Source organism: Clostridium sp. NSJ-145, from assembly GCF_021044725.1.
Classification (GTDB): domain Bacteria; phylum Bacillota; class Clostridia; order Clostridiales; family Clostridiaceae; genus Clostridium; species Clostridium disporicum_B.
In genome coordinates, this window is the sequence record NZ_JAJNOS010000017.1 from 64560 (window position 1) to 84025 (window position 19466).

Annotated in this window: 17 protein-coding genes; 5 read left to right on the forward strand and 12 right to left on the reverse strand. The window is 28.6% G+C overall.

Annotation, left to right across the window (positions count from 1 at the left end; all coding sequences use genetic code 11):
• Positions 1 to 22: 22 nt before the first annotated feature.
• From lepB to LQE93_RS14315, 3 genes are all read right to left on the reverse strand, one after another.
• Positions 23 to 649 (reverse strand): signal peptidase I, encoded by a 627-nt coding sequence (lepB, locus tag LQE93_RS14305; RefSeq protein WP_186837608.1) that lies wholly within the window; start codon positions 647 to 649, stop codon positions 23 to 25.
• A 3-nt stretch (positions 650 to 652) separates the two neighbouring features.
• Positions 653 to 874 (reverse strand): DUF3006 domain-containing protein, encoded by a 222-nt coding sequence (locus LQE93_RS14310; RefSeq protein WP_055266031.1) that lies wholly within the window; start codon positions 872 to 874, stop codon positions 653 to 655.
• A gap of 748 nt (positions 875 to 1622) precedes the next feature.
• Positions 1623 to 2297, reverse strand: a complete 675-nt coding sequence (locus LQE93_RS14315; RefSeq protein WP_055266030.1) for a hypothetical protein — start codon at positions 2295 to 2297, stop codon at positions 1623 to 1625.
• A 137-nt stretch (positions 2298 to 2434) separates the two neighbouring features.
• Here LQE93_RS14315 and LQE93_RS14320 point away from each other — a divergent pair, with 137 nt between their 5' ends.
• Complete coding sequence (locus LQE93_RS14320) at positions 2435 to 3676, forward strand: DUF1576 domain-containing protein (RefSeq protein ID WP_231074166.1); 1242 nt, start codon at positions 2435 to 2437, stop codon at positions 3674 to 3676.
• A gap of 1 nt (position 3677) precedes the next feature.
• Positions 3678 to 4022, forward strand: coding sequence for a hypothetical protein (locus LQE93_RS14325; protein ID WP_055266027.1), 345 nt, complete (start codon positions 3678 to 3680; stop codon positions 4020 to 4022).
• A 36-nt stretch (positions 4023 to 4058) separates the two neighbouring features.
• On the opposite strand, the gene sfsA is transcribed toward LQE93_RS14325, so the two are convergent.
• From sfsA to LQE93_RS14345, 4 genes are all read right to left on the reverse strand, one after another.
• Positions 4059 to 4751: a DNA/RNA nuclease SfsA gene (gene sfsA, locus LQE93_RS14330; RefSeq protein WP_055266022.1), complete on the reverse strand. Its 693-nt coding sequence runs from the start codon at positions 4749 to 4751 to the stop codon at positions 4059 to 4061.
• Positions 4752 to 5313: 562 nt separating this feature from the next.
• Entirely contained in the window at positions 5314 to 5493 is a 180-nt protein-coding gene (locus LQE93_RS14335) for a hypothetical protein (RefSeq protein ID WP_231074168.1), read from the reverse strand.
• Positions 5494 to 5633: 140 nt separating this feature from the next.
• Positions 5634 to 6515: a YitT family protein gene (locus tag LQE93_RS14340; RefSeq protein WP_186837604.1), complete on the reverse strand. Its 882-nt coding sequence runs from the start codon at positions 6513 to 6515 to the stop codon at positions 5634 to 5636.
• 365 nt (positions 6516 to 6880) lie between these two features.
• A complete protein-coding gene (locus tag LQE93_RS14345; RefSeq protein WP_055266016.1) occupies positions 6881 to 7300 on the reverse strand; it encodes a hypothetical protein in 420 nt (139 codons plus the stop codon).
• A gap of 145 nt (positions 7301 to 7445) precedes the next feature.
• Here LQE93_RS14345 and LQE93_RS14350 point away from each other — a divergent pair, with 145 nt between their 5' ends.
• Both LQE93_RS14350 and LQE93_RS14355 read left to right on the forward strand, forming a co-directional pair.
• Positions 7446 to 8771 carry a metallophosphoesterase gene (locus LQE93_RS14350; RefSeq protein ID WP_231074170.1) on the forward strand — a complete coding sequence of 442 codons (1326 nt, stop codon included), beginning with the start codon at positions 7446 to 7448 and terminating at the stop codon, positions 8769 to 8771.
• A 172-nt stretch (positions 8772 to 8943) separates the two neighbouring features.
• The gene (locus LQE93_RS14355) at positions 8944 to 10620 is read left to right on the forward strand and encodes a PTS transporter subunit EIIC (RefSeq protein ID WP_231074172.1); all 1677 of its coding nucleotides are present in this window, start codon (positions 8944 to 8946) and stop codon (positions 10618 to 10620) included.
• A 79-nt stretch (positions 10621 to 10699) separates the two neighbouring features.
• Here LQE93_RS14355 and LQE93_RS14360 read toward each other — a convergent pair whose 3' ends face one another.
• The 3 genes from LQE93_RS14360 to LQE93_RS14370 form a co-directional block, all read right to left on the reverse strand.
• Complete coding sequence (locus tag LQE93_RS14360) at positions 10700 to 10888, reverse strand: hypothetical protein (RefSeq protein WP_055266010.1); 189 nt, start codon at positions 10886 to 10888, stop codon at positions 10700 to 10702.
• Between the two features lie 114 nt (positions 10889 to 11002).
• Complete coding sequence (locus LQE93_RS14365) at positions 11003 to 12763, reverse strand: ABC transporter ATP-binding protein (protein ID WP_231074183.1); 1761 nt, start codon at positions 12761 to 12763, stop codon at positions 11003 to 11005.
• Between the two features lie 65 nt (positions 12764 to 12828).
• Positions 12829 to 14541 carry an ABC transporter ATP-binding protein gene (locus LQE93_RS14370; RefSeq protein ID WP_231074174.1) on the reverse strand — a complete coding sequence of 571 codons (1713 nt, stop codon included), beginning with the start codon at positions 14539 to 14541 and terminating at the stop codon, positions 12829 to 12831.
• Positions 14542 to 14910: 369 nt separating this feature from the next.
• Between LQE93_RS14370 and LQE93_RS14375 the strand changes: the two genes are divergently transcribed.
• Positions 14911 to 16284: a dicarboxylate/amino acid:cation symporter gene (locus LQE93_RS14375; protein ID WP_231074175.1), complete on the forward strand. Its 1374-nt coding sequence runs from the start codon at positions 14911 to 14913 to the stop codon at positions 16282 to 16284.
• Between the two features lie 112 nt (positions 16285 to 16396).
• Here the strand turns inward: LQE93_RS14375 and LQE93_RS14380 are convergent, their stop codons facing one another.
• Together LQE93_RS14380 and LQE93_RS14385 are read right to left on the reverse strand one after the other, a co-directional pair.
• Positions 16397 to 18331, reverse strand: a complete 1935-nt coding sequence (locus LQE93_RS14380) for an FAD-dependent oxidoreductase (protein WP_231074177.1) — start codon at positions 18329 to 18331, stop codon at positions 16397 to 16399.
• Between the two features lie 89 nt (positions 18332 to 18420).
• A complete protein-coding gene (locus LQE93_RS14385) occupies positions 18421 to 19242 on the reverse strand; it encodes a MerR family transcriptional regulator (RefSeq protein WP_231074178.1) in 822 nt (273 codons plus the stop codon).
• Between the last annotated feature and the right edge of the window lie 224 nt (positions 19243 to 19466).

The following is a 19466-nucleotide window of genomic DNA, read 5'->3' on the forward strand; positions in this document are numbered from 1 at the left end:
ATGTCTTCTCCCTAATTTAACATTATTTAATCATACCAAAATCATCAAATGGATATACTTTCAATTGTGCTTTTCCCATAATATCACTAGAGTCTATATACGGGTTATCCCAATATCTTGAATCACTTGAGAAGAAACGATTATCTCCTAAGAAGAAATATTTCCCTTCAGGGACCTCATATGTCCCATTAAATTTATCTGGTGTTCCAATATAATTCTCATAAAGAGTTTCTCCATTTACGGTAACAATTCCATCTTTTATTACTATCTGATCTCCTGGTTTTCCTATTAATCTCTTTATCATATCTTCATTTTTTTCATCAGAATGGAAAACTACTACATCTCCACGATCTAAATTCTCAGGATTATATACTCTAGTTACAAATAGCCTATCCCCTACATTCAAAGTTGGAACCATAGATTCTGATGGTATCTTAACCTTAAATACTATAAATTTGTTTATTAATACAGCTAAAACTACAGCTATAAGTATCGGAACTACCCAATCATAAAAGAAACCTGTTTTCTCATTTTTTTTAGCATTTCTCTCACTACGCTTTTCTAGCTTTGAATTTTCAATATTATTATCTACATTAGAAGTCTTTCCTTCTTCATGTATGTATCCATCGTTATTATTGAATTCATCCATAATCTAAGCCCATATACCTTTCGTTATATTTTTAATTTTTTCTTTTCTTTTTACCGTTTCCTCTTCATCTATGTAAAAGAAATTATTATCCTCTATTAACACATCACCTTCATTAGGCAACTTATTAACATTTGATTTTTCTATTACAATTATTTCCCCATTGTAACTTTCTAATACAAGAGATGCTTCTTCAATTCTATCTACAACATAAAATTCTCTACCCATATAAACTACTCCCTATATTAAATTATTTATATCTAAACCAAACTATTCCCATTCTATTATGAACATATACTTTCTATATAGTTTAAATAGCTAAGTTGCGTGTATCCCATGGATGAAATTTGGATTTTAGCCGAAACTCACTATTCGCATACGCTCGTAGGAGTACACTTACAGTGTAACTGCAAGCTACTAAATTAAAATTTAGTCTCTTAGTTAACTTCAAATTACATGTACCCCGTGGGTGAAATTTGGATTTTTGACGAAACTCACTATTCGCATACGCTCATAGGAGTAACTTCAAATAGCCAAATTAAAATTTGGATTTTCAGTTATATTACAGTATAACATAACTTTATACGTAAATCTATTACTTAACCAAATTAAGTAGTAATTAATACTCTATAAAAGAAAGTATATTATCTCATATTAATTACTCTGCAATAATTCTACATTATATTTATGTCATTTATGTTTCAAATTTATTTCCTAATTAATGAAATAAAATGAATAAAGACAAATGACGAGTTTAAAATCTAATAAAACTAGCCATCTGTCATCCAAATATATTAACTAAATATTTAACTTCAATAAATAAAGTTACATTTTTACGAAGAAAATGCTTACTCTCTTTATAAGTAAACTCTTTCTCTTTTCTACAAAAAAATCTTAACCTTTACGTTAACAGACTTTTTACCTTTTTTACAGAAAGCTTTCACTTGGTATAGTCAACTCTTACCTTGCTTATCGACTATACTCCTCTATATTTATCCATAAGTTCACTCATTACATCCCCTGTAGATTGTGGCGTATAAGTAATTGCATTAGCTCCTGCTTCTATTGTTTCTTTAATAGTCTTTTCAGTTGGTCCTCCAGTTGCCATTACTGGAAAATCTGGAAACTCTTCTCTTATCTTTCTTACTATCTTAGCTGTATTTTTTCCACCTGATACATTTAGTATCGTAGCTCCAGCTTCTATTCTTGCTTTTATATCCTCACACTCTGATACAACTGTCACTATAACAGGAATATCTATAGTTTCTCTTATCTTTCTCAATATTTCATTAGATGTTGGTGCATTTACTACTACTCCCATAGCTCCTTTAAACTCTGCATCTAAAGCTAGGTTAACAACTCTTTTCCCTTGAGTTATACCTCCACCAACTCCACAAAATATTGGAACATCAGCAGCCATAACTAAAGCTTGAGTTATTAACGGTTGTGGAGTAAATGGATATACTGCTATTATTGCATCAGCATTAGTATTCCTTATAATTGCAACATCTGTTGTAAATAATAAAGACTTTATTCTCTTTCCAAAAATTTTTATTCCTGAACAATCTCTTATACATGGTGGAACTTCTACAACATGACTTCTTAATATACCTTTTATTTCAGGAACATTCTTTATTCTTTTATTTTCCATTTTTTCCACTTCTCCTCACCATAAAGTTAACTATCATCACTAATTATACTATTTTGTAGACATATTTAAATATATTTTATAAAAATTTAATTTATTTTTTAAGTATCATCTGTTACACTCTCATAGAGGTGAATTTTATGGACTTAAGAAAAAATTTTTATAAGCCTTATAAAGTTTTAATGCTCTTGTATATTTTTATGATTTTATTTGGTTTTATAGTTAATACTCCTGCTGAAATATTTTCTGGACTAAAAAATATATTGCTTACTCCAGACATATTAATAACTGATTATATTCAAGTAGGGGGAATAGGTGGAGGTATTATAAATGCAGCATTAACAAGTTTATTATGTCTGTTACTGCTTATATTTACTAATATTGTCCCTAATGGATCTACAATAATGGCTTTATGGGTTGTTACAGCCTTCGCATTTCTTGGTAAGAATATATTAAATGTATGGCCAATAATATTTGGAGTGTATTTATTTAGTAGATATAAGAAAGAGAAATTTTCTAATTATACTCTAGCAGCTTTATTAGGAACTTCTTTATCTCCTATAGTTACTCAGTTATATTACACTGATTATCTTCCTAAAATGCCTTCATTAATAATAGGAATACTTTTAGGAATATTAGTTGGCTTTATATTACCACCAATAGCTAGTAACTCTGTTAAAGCACATAACGGTTATAATTTATATAATGTAGGCTTTGCTTGTGGAATAATAGGAACAATGCTTATGTCTATATTTAGACTTTTCAATATCACTTTTGAAAGTAGATTAGAATGGTATACAGGAAATCAAACTTCTCTTTTAGTCTTCCTGTTTATAATATTTATTTACTTAATAATAGTTGGCTTAATTTCATCAAAAGATATTAAAAATAATATGATTAATATTACAAAGCAAAGTGGACGTTTAGTTAATGATTTCTATACTTCATTTGGAGAGACCGTATATATAAATATGGGTATATTAGGTATTTTATCAACTCTATTTATACTTGCTCTAGGTATAGACATAAACGGTGGATCTATTTGTGGTATATTTACTATTGTAGGATTTGGATGTTTTGGTAAAAACGTTAGAAATGTCTTCCCAGTAATGATTGGTGCAACAATAGCTGCAATGATACATATTAATCCAGTATCTTCAGCTGGCTTAACACTAGCAATATTATTTTCAACTTGTTTAGCTCCTATATCAGGTATGTTTGGTTGGAAATATGGAATTTTAGCAGGATTTATACATGTTTGCATAGTATGTAATACAGGATATCTTCACGGTGCACTTAACTTATATAATAATGGTTTTGCTGCTGGATTTACTGCGATGATTCTTGTTCCATTAATAACAGCATTTAAAAAGGAGAGTTAGTATGAAACTTAAACTTGAAAAAAACCTTAAAATTATTAATGAGATGGTAACATACTTTAAAAAGTTAGGAAACAAAAACATTCATCTAGATTTCAATTCTGATGAAACTAAATCACATTTTTTAATTTCTGGAGATGTAGCTAATATATCAACTGAAAAATTAAATCAATTAAATACTATACTTAATAGACCTAGACAACAAGAGGTTGAAGAATGCTATTGGCAATTAGGTGGAGAAAGTGAAGTAGAATGTGAACTTACTTTAATCGGTGTAATGGTTGATTCAGCTAAAGTTGAATATAACGGAAAAATATTAACTGTAGAGTTAATAAGAGAAGAAAATTAGAATACTACGAGCTTAGCTCGTAGTATTTTTAATTTATTAAAGTATTATTTCAATAGGTTTATTTATCTCTATTCCATCCTCTGTAACAATACAGCTATAAGCAAAAATATCTACTCCATTACTTGCTGCAAATCTTAGTGCTTCACCAAACTTAGGATCTCTTTCATCATTTGGTGAAAACTTTTCTACATCTTCAATTTGTATTAAAAACATAACTCCTGCACCATATCCTTGCTTCTTAGCTTCTACTAACTCTAAAAGATGTCTTGCTCCTCTTTCTGTTGGGGCATCAGGAAATCTACAATAACCTTCATCCTCTAGTGTAACGCCCTTAACCTCTAGGAAATATTCCTCTCCATTATCTTTCGATATTTTAAAGTCAAATCTACTTTTTCCAAATGTTTTTTCTCTTAATACATTAGTGTATTCTTCTAACTTCTCAATCTTTCTATTATTAAGAGCTTCTTCTACAACCTTATTAGGTATATGAGAATCTATGCTTATAAGCTTATCTCCTTTAATTGCGGCTATTAAATCGTAGGGGGTCTTCCTTGTAGGGTTGTTTTCCTCTCTTAAATACACAGTGCAACCTGGTACAAGTATTTCTCTGCAACGACCTGTATTAGGAACATGAACTTTTATCTCTTCTCCATTTACAATAACATTTGCATGAAATCTATTAGGCCTATTTATAAATTCAGCTCTTAAAATTCTCTTATTATAATTCATAAATTTCTCCTCCATAGTAAATACTAATTTTGTCTAATTATAGCATTAAAAAGTTACGAATTAACAATAGTTATCCACAACTTTTTATTTTTTATTAGATTTTTAAATGAATTTATTCACAAATCGGATGCTTATCCACAGTATTTATCCACAATAGTGTTGATTCTGTTGATAACTCTGTTATTTATATTTTTTATTAAGTTACATTATGCAACAAATTATGAGTTTTTTCAACGACACCCATTATATTGGGTTTGTCTACTTTTTATACATAATATATTGTGTCAATATCTTTTATAGACTTTTCAACAGTTTTTAATGTTTATCCACATTTTGTGGATAATTTTCAACAGTTTTAACAGAACTTTAGTTCTTTTATACCTTTTTATTGAAAATATTCCATTTCAAAGCCTACTAATTGTGGATAACTCTTAGATTTTTTTCTAATATTAAACAAAATTTCAATATTACTAATAATATTTTTTGCATTTCAAAATCCTCTGTTAATAACTAATAAAAAAAGAAAAGCTTTTGTGGAAATTTAAGCTTTTCTTTTCATATTTTAAGCGAATTTTTTATTATTTTTGAAAACTGATACTAAGTATTGAATTATAAATATTCCAGGTCCTATCAATAATGTTATTGCGGGCCATATTATTTTATTTTGTTGTTTTTCTATAGCTAATTTATATGATGCAAACACTGCTGCTACTAAAAGTCCTATTACTATAAAAGCTTGCATTATTTATCCCTCCTAAATATTATAGGTTCATTTTATATTACTTTATATCTTCTCTCAATAGAGTGTTATTGGAAGTAGGCATTAATAACTAATATTTAATAACTTATTAAATATTAGTTTACATTTTATTTATAAAAAGCTTAAATACCTTCTAATTTTGGGAAACCACTACCCCTTACTTCATCAACTTGTCCTATTGTTATAAATGCTTTTTCATCTATCTTATCTATAAAATCTTTTAATTTATTTAACTCTTTTTGTTTTACTATTGCATAAATTATTTCCTTAGATTCTCCACTATTTGCGCTTGAACCTTTAAAATATGTACACTTTCTATCTAAAGTTTCTATTATAAATTTAGATATCTCATCATTTTTATCGCTTATGACTGTTACTTGCTTTGTCTTATTAAACATAGCAATGAACTTATCTATTAAAAACCCATTTAATATTACACATAAGAATGCATAAAAACCTGTATCAACCCCAAATACGATAGCAGCTGCTACTGTAACCAATATATCTATTATTGCCAATGAAATTCCTATGTTAAATGTTGTATATTTATTAAGTAATTTAGCTATTATATCAGTTCCACCTGTTGATGCATTAGCATTAAAAGCTATAGCCATACCAAAAGCTATTATAGCTGGTCCAAAAATCGATGCTAACATTAAATCATTAGTTAATGCTACTGGGTTTAAAAACTTTTCAATAACCCACATTATAAATATTAATCCATAGGTTCCATAAAGAGTCTTTATTCCAAAGTCTCCTCCAATTAAAAAGAATGCTAGAATAAATAACGCTATATTTACAAAGAAACAAAATACACTCGGTGTTAAGAATGGTATAAAATGATTAACTACTATACCTAACCCACTTATTCCTCCAGCTGCAAGATTATTTGGTGCATAAAAATACTCTATCCCTACAGCAACCAAAATTAAACCTAAAGTTATTATAAAATACTCTTTTACTATTGCTTTCCAATCAATAGCCTTTAAATCAACTTTCTTCATTTGTTCATCTCTCCAAATTATAATTTAATAACAAACTAATTTTTACATAATTATTCCTCTTATCTTGTTAACAACATAAACTAGAATAACAAAATTTCTAATAATTATAAAGATTATTTTATATTTTTATAGATGTTATTTATTCATTTTATTGTTTTATTTATTCATTTTTATATTCTATTCCACATTTACTAGCTCATTCCTTACAATTGCATTTAGTAAATCGAAACCTACATTTTCAGTTAGGATTTATCAACCCTTCAACTTATAGATTATCACTATAAATTGAACTTATTATATTCATCATAAAATAAAAAAGTCGTTACGGTAAGTTAAACATATACTACCGCAACAACTATTTTATTTTAATTTAATATTTTTATCAGTTTTTCTTTAACTTCCTCTTCTGATTTATTTTTCATTTTATCAACATCAAAATAATAATTAGCTAAAGCTATTTTTGTTGCTCTAGAAATATTAAATTTATCTGCAACTTCTTCTAAATAATCGACTTCTGAAGTTTCATAATCTCCATCAATTAAAGCAACCCCTAACAGTTCAAAGTACACCATATTCTTTATTTTATCTTCTGACTTATCTAATATCTCTATAGCTTCTGTATGAGAAATTTCATTAATTTCCTCTTTATTCATATTTAATTTATTTAAATATTTTTCTATTACACTTTTTTCTTCCTTATTGATTTTCTTATCAACAGTTACGAACTCAGAAACCAATCTCATAAAAGCTCTTGATTCCTCTTTGTTTAATTCAAATAATAACATACACTCACTCCTATCTTTATATATATTCAATATTATACTATAAACTAAATTTTATAGAAAATTCTATTTATTTGTAAATACACTCATAATACTATTCTCTTTGGGAAATTATAGATATAAATGCTTTTTATAAAAGGAGTATACTATGAAAAATATTAAAAATTTTTATCTTCCGCTCTTTTTTTCTACTATAATCATCATAATATATATGTTTTTTAAACCTTATACCCAATATACTTCAAAATTATCTTTTACTGATAATATAAATACTACTGATGAGCTTACTTTTTATATTAGTAGTGATATTCATTATTTATCTAAATCTCTAACGGATTATGGCATTGCATTTAATAGATTTAATAAAAATGGAGATGGAAAACAACTAGAATTCATCTGTGAAATCTTTAATGAATTTGCAAATGAAATTAAAAATAGAAAGCCTGATTTTCTAATTTTAAGTGGTGATTTAACGCTTAATGGTGAAAAGCAAAGTCATTTAGATTTATCATCAAAGCTTGCAGAAATAAAAGCTTCTGGAGTTGATGTTTACATAATTCCTGGAAATCATGATATAAATAATCCTAATGCCCGTGGATTCAAAGAAGAAAATCAATATAAAGCTGATTTTGTTTCTAAAGAAGAGTTTATAAACATATATCAGGACTTTGGTTTTAATGATGCTATATCAAAAGATAAATCATCATTAAGTTACTTAGTAGCTCCTTCTAATAAATTATACATACTCATGCTAGATGATAATTTATATAACAATAATTTATCCATAAACTATCCTGAAGTTAATGGATGTATTTCTAAGGATACATTAAATTGGATAAATAATTGCGGTAAATTAGCTAAAAATAATAATGCAAAAATTATTGCTGTATCTCATCACAATATAATTAACCATAGCAATTATATCTATAGTGGATTTACTTTAGATAATAGTGACGAGGTTTTAAACACCTTAAAAAATAATAATATACATCTGTGCTTTACTGGACATATTCATTTTCAAAGCATAAAGAGTACTTCTCTAGATAATTCTATTTTAACTGATATAGCAAGTAGTTCTTTAGCTATTTATCCTCAACAGTATGGCATAGCTACATTTAATAAAGATAAATCTCTATCCTATGAAATTGCAACACTAAATATGGATAACTTTGATCCTTCATTTAAGAGTAATTCAAAAAAATCTTTTAAAAACTTTGTCTATAACCAAAACTTTAAAAGATTATCATATAGTGATGATTATACTGAAGAAGAGCTTAAAGCCATGTGTGAAACACTATCTAATATTAGACTTAAATATAATGATGATTCTGAAGAAATATCTTGGGATAGTATTATTTCTTCAAAAGGATTTAATCTCTTAAAAAGCTGTCCATCTCCATTTATTAAACATTACGTAGATATAGCTTTAAATAATAAAGAGAATAACTATAAAAATTTGAATATAAAACTATAAATTCAAAAAATTATAAAACCTTTCCAAAAAAACCTTTACAAAATATTTTCTCTGTGATAGTATATTTTTTATAGATATTTAGGCCTTTTTATTTTTTATGGCCGTGTAATACAAAGTTAATTATAACTTTGTAAAATGGATATAATAATACTGTCTAAGGAGGAATAATAAAATGATGCAATTTTTACAAAGAATCGGTAAAGCAATAATGCTTCCAATCGCTGCTCTTCCAATAGCAGGTATATTACTTGGTGTTGGTGGTGCATTATTAGGTATCGGTGGTTTATCAAATCCACCAGCAGTTTATGGTCCACTAATTTCTTTCGTTAGTATTCCAGCCGTTACTGCTATATTAACAGTTATGAAAAATATAGGTGATATAATATTCGGTAACTTACCACTATTATTCGCTGTTGGTGTTGCAGTTGGTCTTGCTAAGAAAGACAAAGGTACTGCTGCTTTAGCTTCAGTATTTGGATTCATAGTTATGAACCAAGTTATTTCTACACTTTTAGGTTTAGGTGTTACTCAATTAGGAGTTTTAACTCCTGATAACGTTGGAGAATATGGTACTTACGTAACTACTAATCTTGGAATATTCACATTAAATATGTCAGTATTCGGTGGTATTATTACAGGTATAGTTACTGCAAGTCTACACAATAGATTCCACACAATCCAATTCCCACCAGTATTTGGATTTTTCTCAGGATCAAGATTTGTTCCAATAATAACTTCATTAGTTATGGCTTTAGTTGGTGCTGTATTAGCATTTGCATGGCCTTTAGTTCAAGATGGTATATCTGTAATTGCTAACCTTGTTAGAGAAGCAGGTACAATTGGAACATTCTTCTACGGATTAATTGAAAGAGCATTAATACCATTTGGTTTACATCACGTATTCTATACTCCATTCTGGTATGGTTCTTTCGTTGAAGCACAAGTTTTAGTAAACGGATCATTCCAAACTGTTGCTGGTGCTAATACTGCTTACTTCGTTCAATTATCAAGCATGACTGATTTAGTAGGTGCTTCTGCATCAGTTATGAATGATATTGTTAGCGGTACTACAAGATTCATGGCTGGTAAATTCCCATTCATGATGTTTGGTCTTCCTGCTGCTGCATTTGCTATGTATAGAGCTGCACTTCCAAGCAAGAAGAAAGTTGTTGGATCATTATTATTAGCTGCTGCTGTTACTTCATTCTTAACTGGTATAACTGAACCATTAGAATTTACATTCTTATTCGTTGCTCCAGTACTATATGTTGTACACTGTGTACTTGCAGGTTTATCATTCATGTTAATGGATATATTAAATGTATTCATAGGTATGACATTCTCTGGTGGTGTAATTGACTTCTCATTATTCGGTTTACTTCCAGCAGGTGCAGGTGTTCCTACTAACTGGATCTGGGTATTAGTTGTTGGTGCAATATATGCAGTAGTTTACTACTTCGTATTCTACTTCATGATTACTAAGATGAACTTAAAGACTCCTGGTAGAGATGAAGAAGAAGAAACTAAACTTTACACTAAAGCTGATTTCCAAGCTCAAAAAGGTGGAAAGACAGAAGCTACTACTACATCTACTGGTAAAGGTGAAATAGCTGAAAAAGCTCCTGCTGTATTAGCTGCTTTAGGTGGAGAAGAAAACATAGTATCTGTTGATGCTTGTATCACAAGATTAAGAGTTGAAGTTAAAGATAAAGCTAAAGTAGATAAAGCTGAATTAAAGAATTTAGGTGCTGCTGGTGTTATGGAAGTTGGTAACGGAATTCAAGCTATCTTCGGTGCAAAAGCAGATGCTTACAAAAATGAAATAAATAACATATTAGGTATTAGCTAATAGATAAAAAAGAGGCGTAAAGCCTCTTTTTTATTTATAATTTTATCATTATATATTTTTAAAAATTGTAATGATAAAATTATGATAGATATTCATTTTTACTATTCTCTGGCTTATCTAGCTCTTTTCCAAATAACACTATTATTTCTCTACATATATTAGGATGAGCTTTAAGTACATCATAATCATAATCTTTATCTAATAACTCTAATATTCTAACAGCCTTTCTTAAAGCTAAAATATCGGTTATATCAATTACCTTGCCCATAGTTTTCCTCAAAAACATTCTCTATATTAAGTTATTCCTTAGAAGTTTTATAAGTTCAAATTTCTTATAGTACTTTATCGACTATTATCTCATTTATATAAATCTATTTTACAATTATCCTATTTTATTAAGCATATATAGATTATAATACTTTCCACCCCTGGCTATAAGCTCCTCATGACTTCCAAATTCAATTATTCTTCCATCCTCTACAACCATTATATTATCTGCATCTCTTATTGTACTTAATCTATGTGCTATTATAAAGCTTGTTCTACCTTTCATTAAACTTAGCATAGCTTGTTGAATTCTAAGCTCGGTTCTAGTATCTACATTACTTGTTGCTTCATCCAATATTAATATTGAAGGATTTGATAATACAGCTCTAGCTATAGCTAATAATTGTTTTTGTCCCGCACTTAAATTACTACCACCTTCAGAAAGAACTGTATCATATCCATTTGGTAATCTTGATATAAATGTATGTGCATTTGCTATCTTTGCAGCTGATATTATTTCTAAATCTGTTGCATCCTCTTTTCCATACATAATATTTTCTTTTATTGTTCCTGAAAATAAATAGGTATCTTGAAGAACTATTCCAAAGTTTCTCCTCAAACTATCCCTTGAATAATCCCGTATATCAACTCCATCAATAGTTATAGACCCTTCTGTTATTTCATAAAACCTAGTTAATAAATTTACTATAGTAGTTTTTCCTGAACCTGTTGCTCCAACTATAGCTAAGGATTTTCCTGGTTCAACTTTAAAGTTTATATCATGCAAAACTATATTATCATCATTATATCCAAAGCTTACATTTTTAAATTCTACTTCTCCCTTTACATCTGTTAATTCATTACAACTTTCCTTATCTTCTACCTCTTCTTTTTGATCTAATACTTCAAATACTCTTTCAGCTCCTGCAAGTGCTGATTGTAAAGTATTAAATATATTAGCTATATCATTTAAAGGTCTTACAAATTGTTTACTATAACTTATAAATGATGCAATTATTCCTATAGTTATCATATTATTAACTGCTAATATCCCACCTAATAAAGCTATCATTGCAAACCCAAAATTATTTATTACATTTATTAATGGCATTAAATAACCAGTCCATATTTGTGCCTTATACCCTTTTATTCTTAAATCTTTATTTAAGTCTTCAAATGTAGATTTTATATTTTCTTCATGATTAAAAGCTTTAATAACCTCTAATCCTGAAATACTTTCTTCAATATGTGCATTTAAATTTCCTAAAGCCACCTGTTGCTCTTTAAAATATATTTTAGTTCTCTTAGCAATTGTTTTTGATAATAAAAGAACTAAAGGTGCAGTTATTAATCCTGCTATAGTCAAAATAGGACTCAATACAATCATCATAACTAAAGACCCTACTATACTTATGGAACTACTCATAAGAGTCGTTACTGATGAGGATATTGTAGTACTTATATTATCTATATCATTAGTTAATCTACTCATAATATCTCCATTTAAATTAGCATCGAAATATGATGTAGGTAACTTTTGAAGCTTGTCAAAAAAACTTTTCCTTATATTTTTTACTATTCTCTGAGAAATACCAGCCATTGAAAGTCCTTGAATAAGGTTTATAGTACTATCAACAATATATATAGTTATTAATATATATATTATCTTTTTTACTACTGAAAAATCTACATTATTAATACCAATTGATATAATATCTACAGCTTTTCCTATTAAATAAGGAACTAAAAGTAATATTAATGTGTCTACTATTATTAATATAAAAACTAATAAAAATAACTTTTTTTCATCTCCAAATAGTCTCCATAATCTAGCCAATGTTTCTTTTAAATTTTTAGGTTTTTCATTATTACTCATAAACCTACTAGCTTTTGATGTTCCTGCTGCGAACCCCTTATTATTTTGCAAGATATTCACCTCCCTTACTGTTGTGATTTATAAATATCTTGATAAACTTCACAATTACTCATTAATTCATTATGGGTACCTTCTCCTACAATCTTCCCATGGTCTAATACAATTATCTTATCTGCATTTATTACAGATGAAATTTTTTGAGCAATTAATATTGTTGTCATATCTTTTGAATATTCTTTTAATGATTTTCTTATTCTATATTCAGTATCCGTATCCAATGCTGATGTTGAATCATCTAATATTAATATTTCTGGCCTTTTAATAAGAGCTCTTGCTATAGCTATTCTTTGTTTTTGCCCACCTGATAAATTTGATCCACCTTGTCCAACAATCGAATCATAACCTTTATTAAAACTAGTAATAAAAGAATCTGCATCTGCTATTTTACAAACTTCTCTAACTTCATCATCTGTAGCATCTTCTTTTCCCCATTTTATATTCTCTTTTATAGTTCCTGAAAAAAGCACTGTCTTCTGAGGAACTATTGATATCTTATCTCTCAATTCTTCAAAAGTATAATTTCTTATATCTACTCCATCTATTAATATTTTTCCTGACTTAGCATCATAAAACCTCGGAATTAAATTTATTAATGTAGTTTTTCCACTTCCAGTAGAGCCTACAATACCTAAGGTCATTCCTTTTTCTAATGTAAATGATATATTATCGATTATAGGTTCTCCTTTTAAGCCTTTATATGAGAATGTAACTTTTTCAAATTTTATATTTCCTATTTCTGAAGAATTACATATATCACTGCTTATTTCTTTTATATCATTTTCTTCTAAAAATATTTCGTTAATTCTTTCAGTTGAAGTCTTGGCACGTATTAAACTTGAAAATATCATTGTTGTTGACATTAGTGCAAATAGAAGTTGTGTCATATAATTAGTAAAAGCAACTATTTTTCCAACTTGTATAGTTCCTATATTTACTCTTGTGGCACCGTTCCATATTATAATAACTATTGCTATATTTACTATAAGTGTAATTACAGGATTAAATACTGCCATGAATTTCATTGAACTAACTGATTTATAAGTTAAATCCTCATTAACATTTTCAAATCTATCTTCTTCAAAATCAAATCTATTAAAAGCTTTAACAACTCTTACTCCTCTTAAATATTCCCTAATAACTCCATTTACCTTATCTATAGCCCTTTGAACCTTAAGAAAGTATGGATAGCCGTATTTTAAATTTATATATATTAGACCACCTACTATAGGCACTATAGTTAAAACTATTAAAGACATCTTTAAATCTAATCTTATAGACATTATTATGCATCCTATAGCTAATAATGGTGCTCTAACAAATATTCTCATCAATCCATATATAAAATTTTGTATGTTAGTTATATCATTTGTAAGTCTTGTTATTAATGATCCTCTTTCAAATTTATCTATATTATCAAAATCAAAGCTTTGTATCTTATTAAAGACATCTGATCTAAGGTCTGCTCCAAAATTTTGTGCAACTGTTGTTGCAAATTTATTTCTATTAATAGCTATAAATGCTCCAAAAATACTAACTCCTATCATAATAAATCCATATTTTAGTACAACACTCATATCATTATATGAAACACCCTTATCAATTATAGTAGACGTTAATGTAGGCTGAAGTAAGTCACATAAGACCTCCAGCATAATGCATCCAATAGCTAGAAAAAACATTTTATAGTATTTTTTGAAATATTTTTTTAAGAAATTCATATTCGTATCACATATTCCCTCCTATTATTTCTCATAGAATATATTATTCTATTATTTAACTTTATTTACAGATAAACTTAAAATCATCAATAGATTTAATAATTTATATAATTTTTAGCTAAAGTATACTTATATTTTATATAAACATAATTGACATTTTATACAATATATTATATATTCTTCTCAATAGGATACCTTTAAGATAGTCCAGAGAGACTAATAAGGAAAAGTACGGTTTATAAATTAATTACTAATATGCTATTTTTATATAGTGAAATTAAACTATAGTATGTTTTGCCTTAATATCTTAAAGGATATTAAGGCTTTTTTTATGGTGTCCTATAAAAATATACACATTAGGAGGACATTATGAACTCAAAAACTAAAAATAATAACTCTAATAAACTAGCTATACACATGGCAATAGCTCTTATAATTGGATTAATAGCAGGTACCGGCTTTCTTTTATTAAGAGAAAACTTAATTGCAAGTGGAAATGCTGGATTATGGCAAACTATAAATAAAATATTATTCCAAGATATAAGTGTTGAAGGTGCTAATGATGCTATAGGTATATTCTATATACTTGGTCAACTTTTTGTTAACTCACTTCAATTAGTAATAGTACCAATGGTATTTACATCAATAGCATTAGCTATGTGTAGAATTACCGATACTAAAAAGCTTGGAAGAATTTCTTATAAGACTATATTAGGATTCTTAGCGACATCTGTTTTTGCTTTAGTACTTGCTGGTATATTTGGTATAACAGCTCACAAATTAGGATTCTTTAACGTAAGTATTGAAAACATAGCTTCTCAAACTGGTTCAACAGGAAGCAATCCATTACTAGTTTTAGTACAAACTATACCAAATAACATTGCATCAGTATTCACTCAAAATGGAAGAATACTTTCAATAGTATTCTTAGCAGTTGTAACTGGACTTTGCTTAAATAAATTAGAAGATAAAATTCAAGTATTAAAAAAATTATTAGAAGATGTAAATAATATAATAACTTTATTCTTATCATTTGTAATAACTAAGTTTGGTCCTATAGCTATATTCGTTCTTATAACAAGAACATTTGCAATATATGGTGTAGAACACTTAAAGCCAGCTTTAGCTTACGTAGTGACTGTTGTAGTTGCATTATTAATATTCTTAGTATTCGGATATGCCCTATTTATATTAATAGCTGCTAGATTAAATCCAGTTATATTTGTTAAGAAAATTTCTAAAGTTGCTTTATTTGGATTCTCAACTTCTTCATCAGCTTCATCTTTACCTTTAAATACAAAGACAACTGTTGAAGAACTAGGAGTAAGTGAAGAAATAGCTTCATTTACATTACCTCTAGGAATGACTATAAACATGAACGGAACTGCAATAATGCAAGTTATAGCTGCAATATTCATAGCATCAAGTGCTGGATATGATATAACAATTGGTAACATAGCAATAATATCATTATTAGCTCTTATAGCTTCTATAGGTACACCTGCTGCCCCTGGTGCTGGAGCAATAATACTATTTACAGTATTAACAGGAATGGGATATCAAAACGATGCTGCATTACTTGCATATTCACTAATATTAGCTATAAACAGACCAGTAGAAATGCTAGTAACTTCACTAAATGTAGTCGGAGATGCTGCAACAGCAGTAGTAGTAGCTAAATCAGAAAATGCCTTAGATGAAGATATTTATAATAGCACAGAAGCTGTTTTAGAAAATGCATAATAATTAAATAATTAATAAAAAATCACTTCTATTTAAAATAGAAGTGATTTTTTTATATTTTAAAGTATATTTTAGGGGTATACTCTAAAAAAGCTTTCTTAAACTTTATATATTATTCTGATATAGCATTTTTAGCTGCATTTTCACCTGCTAATCTACCTGATGTATATGCAAATCCTAAAGTACCACCTTCAAACATTACATAATTATTACCATATAATCCACCTGCATCAGCCCCAGCAACCCAAAGATTTTCTATTGGATTTCCTTCTTCATCTACAGCTTGGATATTTTCATTTATCTTAACTCCACCTAGGGTTCCTAAACATCTTAAATCAACTTTAACAGCATAGAAAGTACCTTCTTCTAAAGAATACATATATTTAGACTCTTTATAGAATTGAGTGTCTTTACCGTTTTTGCACATTTCATTATAGTTATTAACTTCCTCAACTAAATATGGAGCATTGATTAATTCAGCTAGTTTTTCAATAGAATCAGCTTGAAATGCTACACCACACTTTACTGCATCTTCAATTGTTGAACTATAATCATAAGGAGTTCTATTAGTTTCACACATAGCATCTAAATCTTTAACATGTCCAGCTTCTTGATATGTTAAACCTTGCCCATATAAATGTCCCCATCTGTCAGCAAATACTTCTGCAAGACCTTTTTCAGCTACTTCATTTATTATTGAATCATTTAGTATTATATACATGTCTCCATCTGGTTGATTATACATATATGTTCCTAATGCAGCACTTTCATAAGCTTCTTCTTCATTACAGAATCTTTCCCCTCTATTATTTACGAATAAAAGAGGATTACGTACAAGTTCTGTCAATTTTGATGAGTTTTCCATTTGTTTTGCTTCTGGACCATATTTCATTCCAAACCATTGAGCAACTTCTATCCCCTCTTCAGCAGCACCAGCACTCCATGCCATATTTAATCCATCACCAGTAGCAGTTCCAATAAGTCCTGTCCCAGCTTTTTCCCCAAATACCTCTGCCATCATTTCAGCATTTCCACCGAACCCACCTGTTGCTAATATTACTGATTTAGCATTTATTTTTAGTGTAGTTCCATCAGCTTTTTTAGCTATAACTCCAGCAACTTTATTATCTTTATCAAATATTAATTCTTCTCCTGGAGTTTCATATAAAACTTGTCCCCCATTATCTACAACTTTATCATGTAAAGTTTGTATAGCTACTGATCCACCATCTTGATAATAGTGAATAGTTGAAGGCATTCCTACGTGAGCATATTGGGCTCCCGCACCTGAATCCATAAGTAATAAGTTAACACCATTTTCCTCTAGGTAATTAACTGTTTTACCTGCTTCATCTATTATCTTAGTTATAAGTCTGCTATTAGCATAATAACTACTATCTTTTACATACTGTTCGTATAGCCATTCTTTATCTACTTCTTTACCAGCCTCTTTTTGTTGGTTACTATCTGCTGCAAATAATCCCCCAGCCATAGTCCCTGCTCCACTTACAGTACCAGCCTTCTCTAAAAGTATTACTGATGCTCCATTATTAACTGCTGCTAAAGCTGCCAATGAACCTGAAGCTCCAGCCCCTACAACTACAACATCTGTTTCAATTTCTTCAACCTTATTTTCAGATTCTGATTCTGTTTTCGTTTTTAAAACATCAATATTTCCTCCTGCTTCAGTAGCACATTTTTCAACTGCTTCTAATAAAGCATTAGAAGAGTTTGTCGCTCCTGATACAACATCGACAGCCAAAGTTTGTCCGTCAACTATTTGTGATATAACCTTATCCATAGCTATATCACCTAATCCTTCAGTTTCTTTACTTTCGATAACAGAAATTCCTACTATGCTGCTTTCATTAAATTCAACCTCTACTGTTATGTCTCCATTATTTCCTGTAGCGATAGCAGTATATTTTCCTGATTTATATGTATTTGAACTACTATCTGTTCCACCACCATTTGTATTAGTATTACTACATCCAACCACACTTAGTCCCATGACTATAGATAACACTAAAGCTGCAATCTTTTTCATTTAAAATCTCCCCCATACTATAATTTTCTTTACAAGGAAATTTTAAACTAATGTGTTAGACACTAGTCAATAACTTTGTTAAATTTTATTCATTGTATAGGTATCCAAAATATATAATGTACTTCTCTGCAATTTATCTTTTTATTAAAAGAATCTATTCCAGCCTCTAGAAACATATCTCCAACTACTTTTAATTTTTTTATCTTAACCTCATTAACTACTTCCTCTAACGCTTCAATGCTAGATCCATTATAAGGTTTAGCTACAACATATCTATAGCATTTTTGAGGCTTAATATACTCAACAGGATATGTACAGTTAATACCTATGTTATTAGCAGTATCTTCACCTATGACTAATCCCCATTGGTAATTTATTGATTTCTCATTAGTAAAATAATCTTTAGGAACCTTTAAAGCCTTTGTAACAAAAGGAAAATATTCAATCCATTCCTTAATTCTTTCCTTAGTAATTTCATCTTGGTCAAATTCAGCATTTTCAGTTTGCTTCAAAAAATAGAACCCTGGTGAAATCACTATAGCTATTTTATCTTCGCATTTTTTAAAAAGCTCGCACTGTTCTTTTAATTCAATAATTCTCTTATTCATACTATTCAATTTTATTATCTCTTTCTCAATATCCTTAGCTTTATTATCTAATGTTGCTTGTATTTCTTCCAAAGAATATTCATTCATAATCTTAGCAGAATCCCTAATTGTGAATCCCATATTTCTAAATCTTTTACTAGCCAAAATACGCTCACCATGTTGAATTGTATAAAATCTATACTTACAATCCTGTTCCTTAATAGGATTAATTATTCCATACTTCTCATAATGTTTAACCAAATCTACAGTTACTCCCATTTCCTCAGAAAACTCTTTAATCTTATACCTTTTTCTTATTGTCATATTATCTCCTATTTTGCAAATACTCTCGTTTATAATATAACAATTATATTATATACTAACTAATTTTCAAATATTAATCTTTTATAATCAGTTAAAATATAAGGGGCTGTCTCTGAAATGATTTTTAAAATCATTTCAGTAGACGGTCTTTTTATTTTTTATTCATATATTTATATGAAATTATTTCTAAATGAACAAGTTTTTTGACACGACAAATAGGAGGT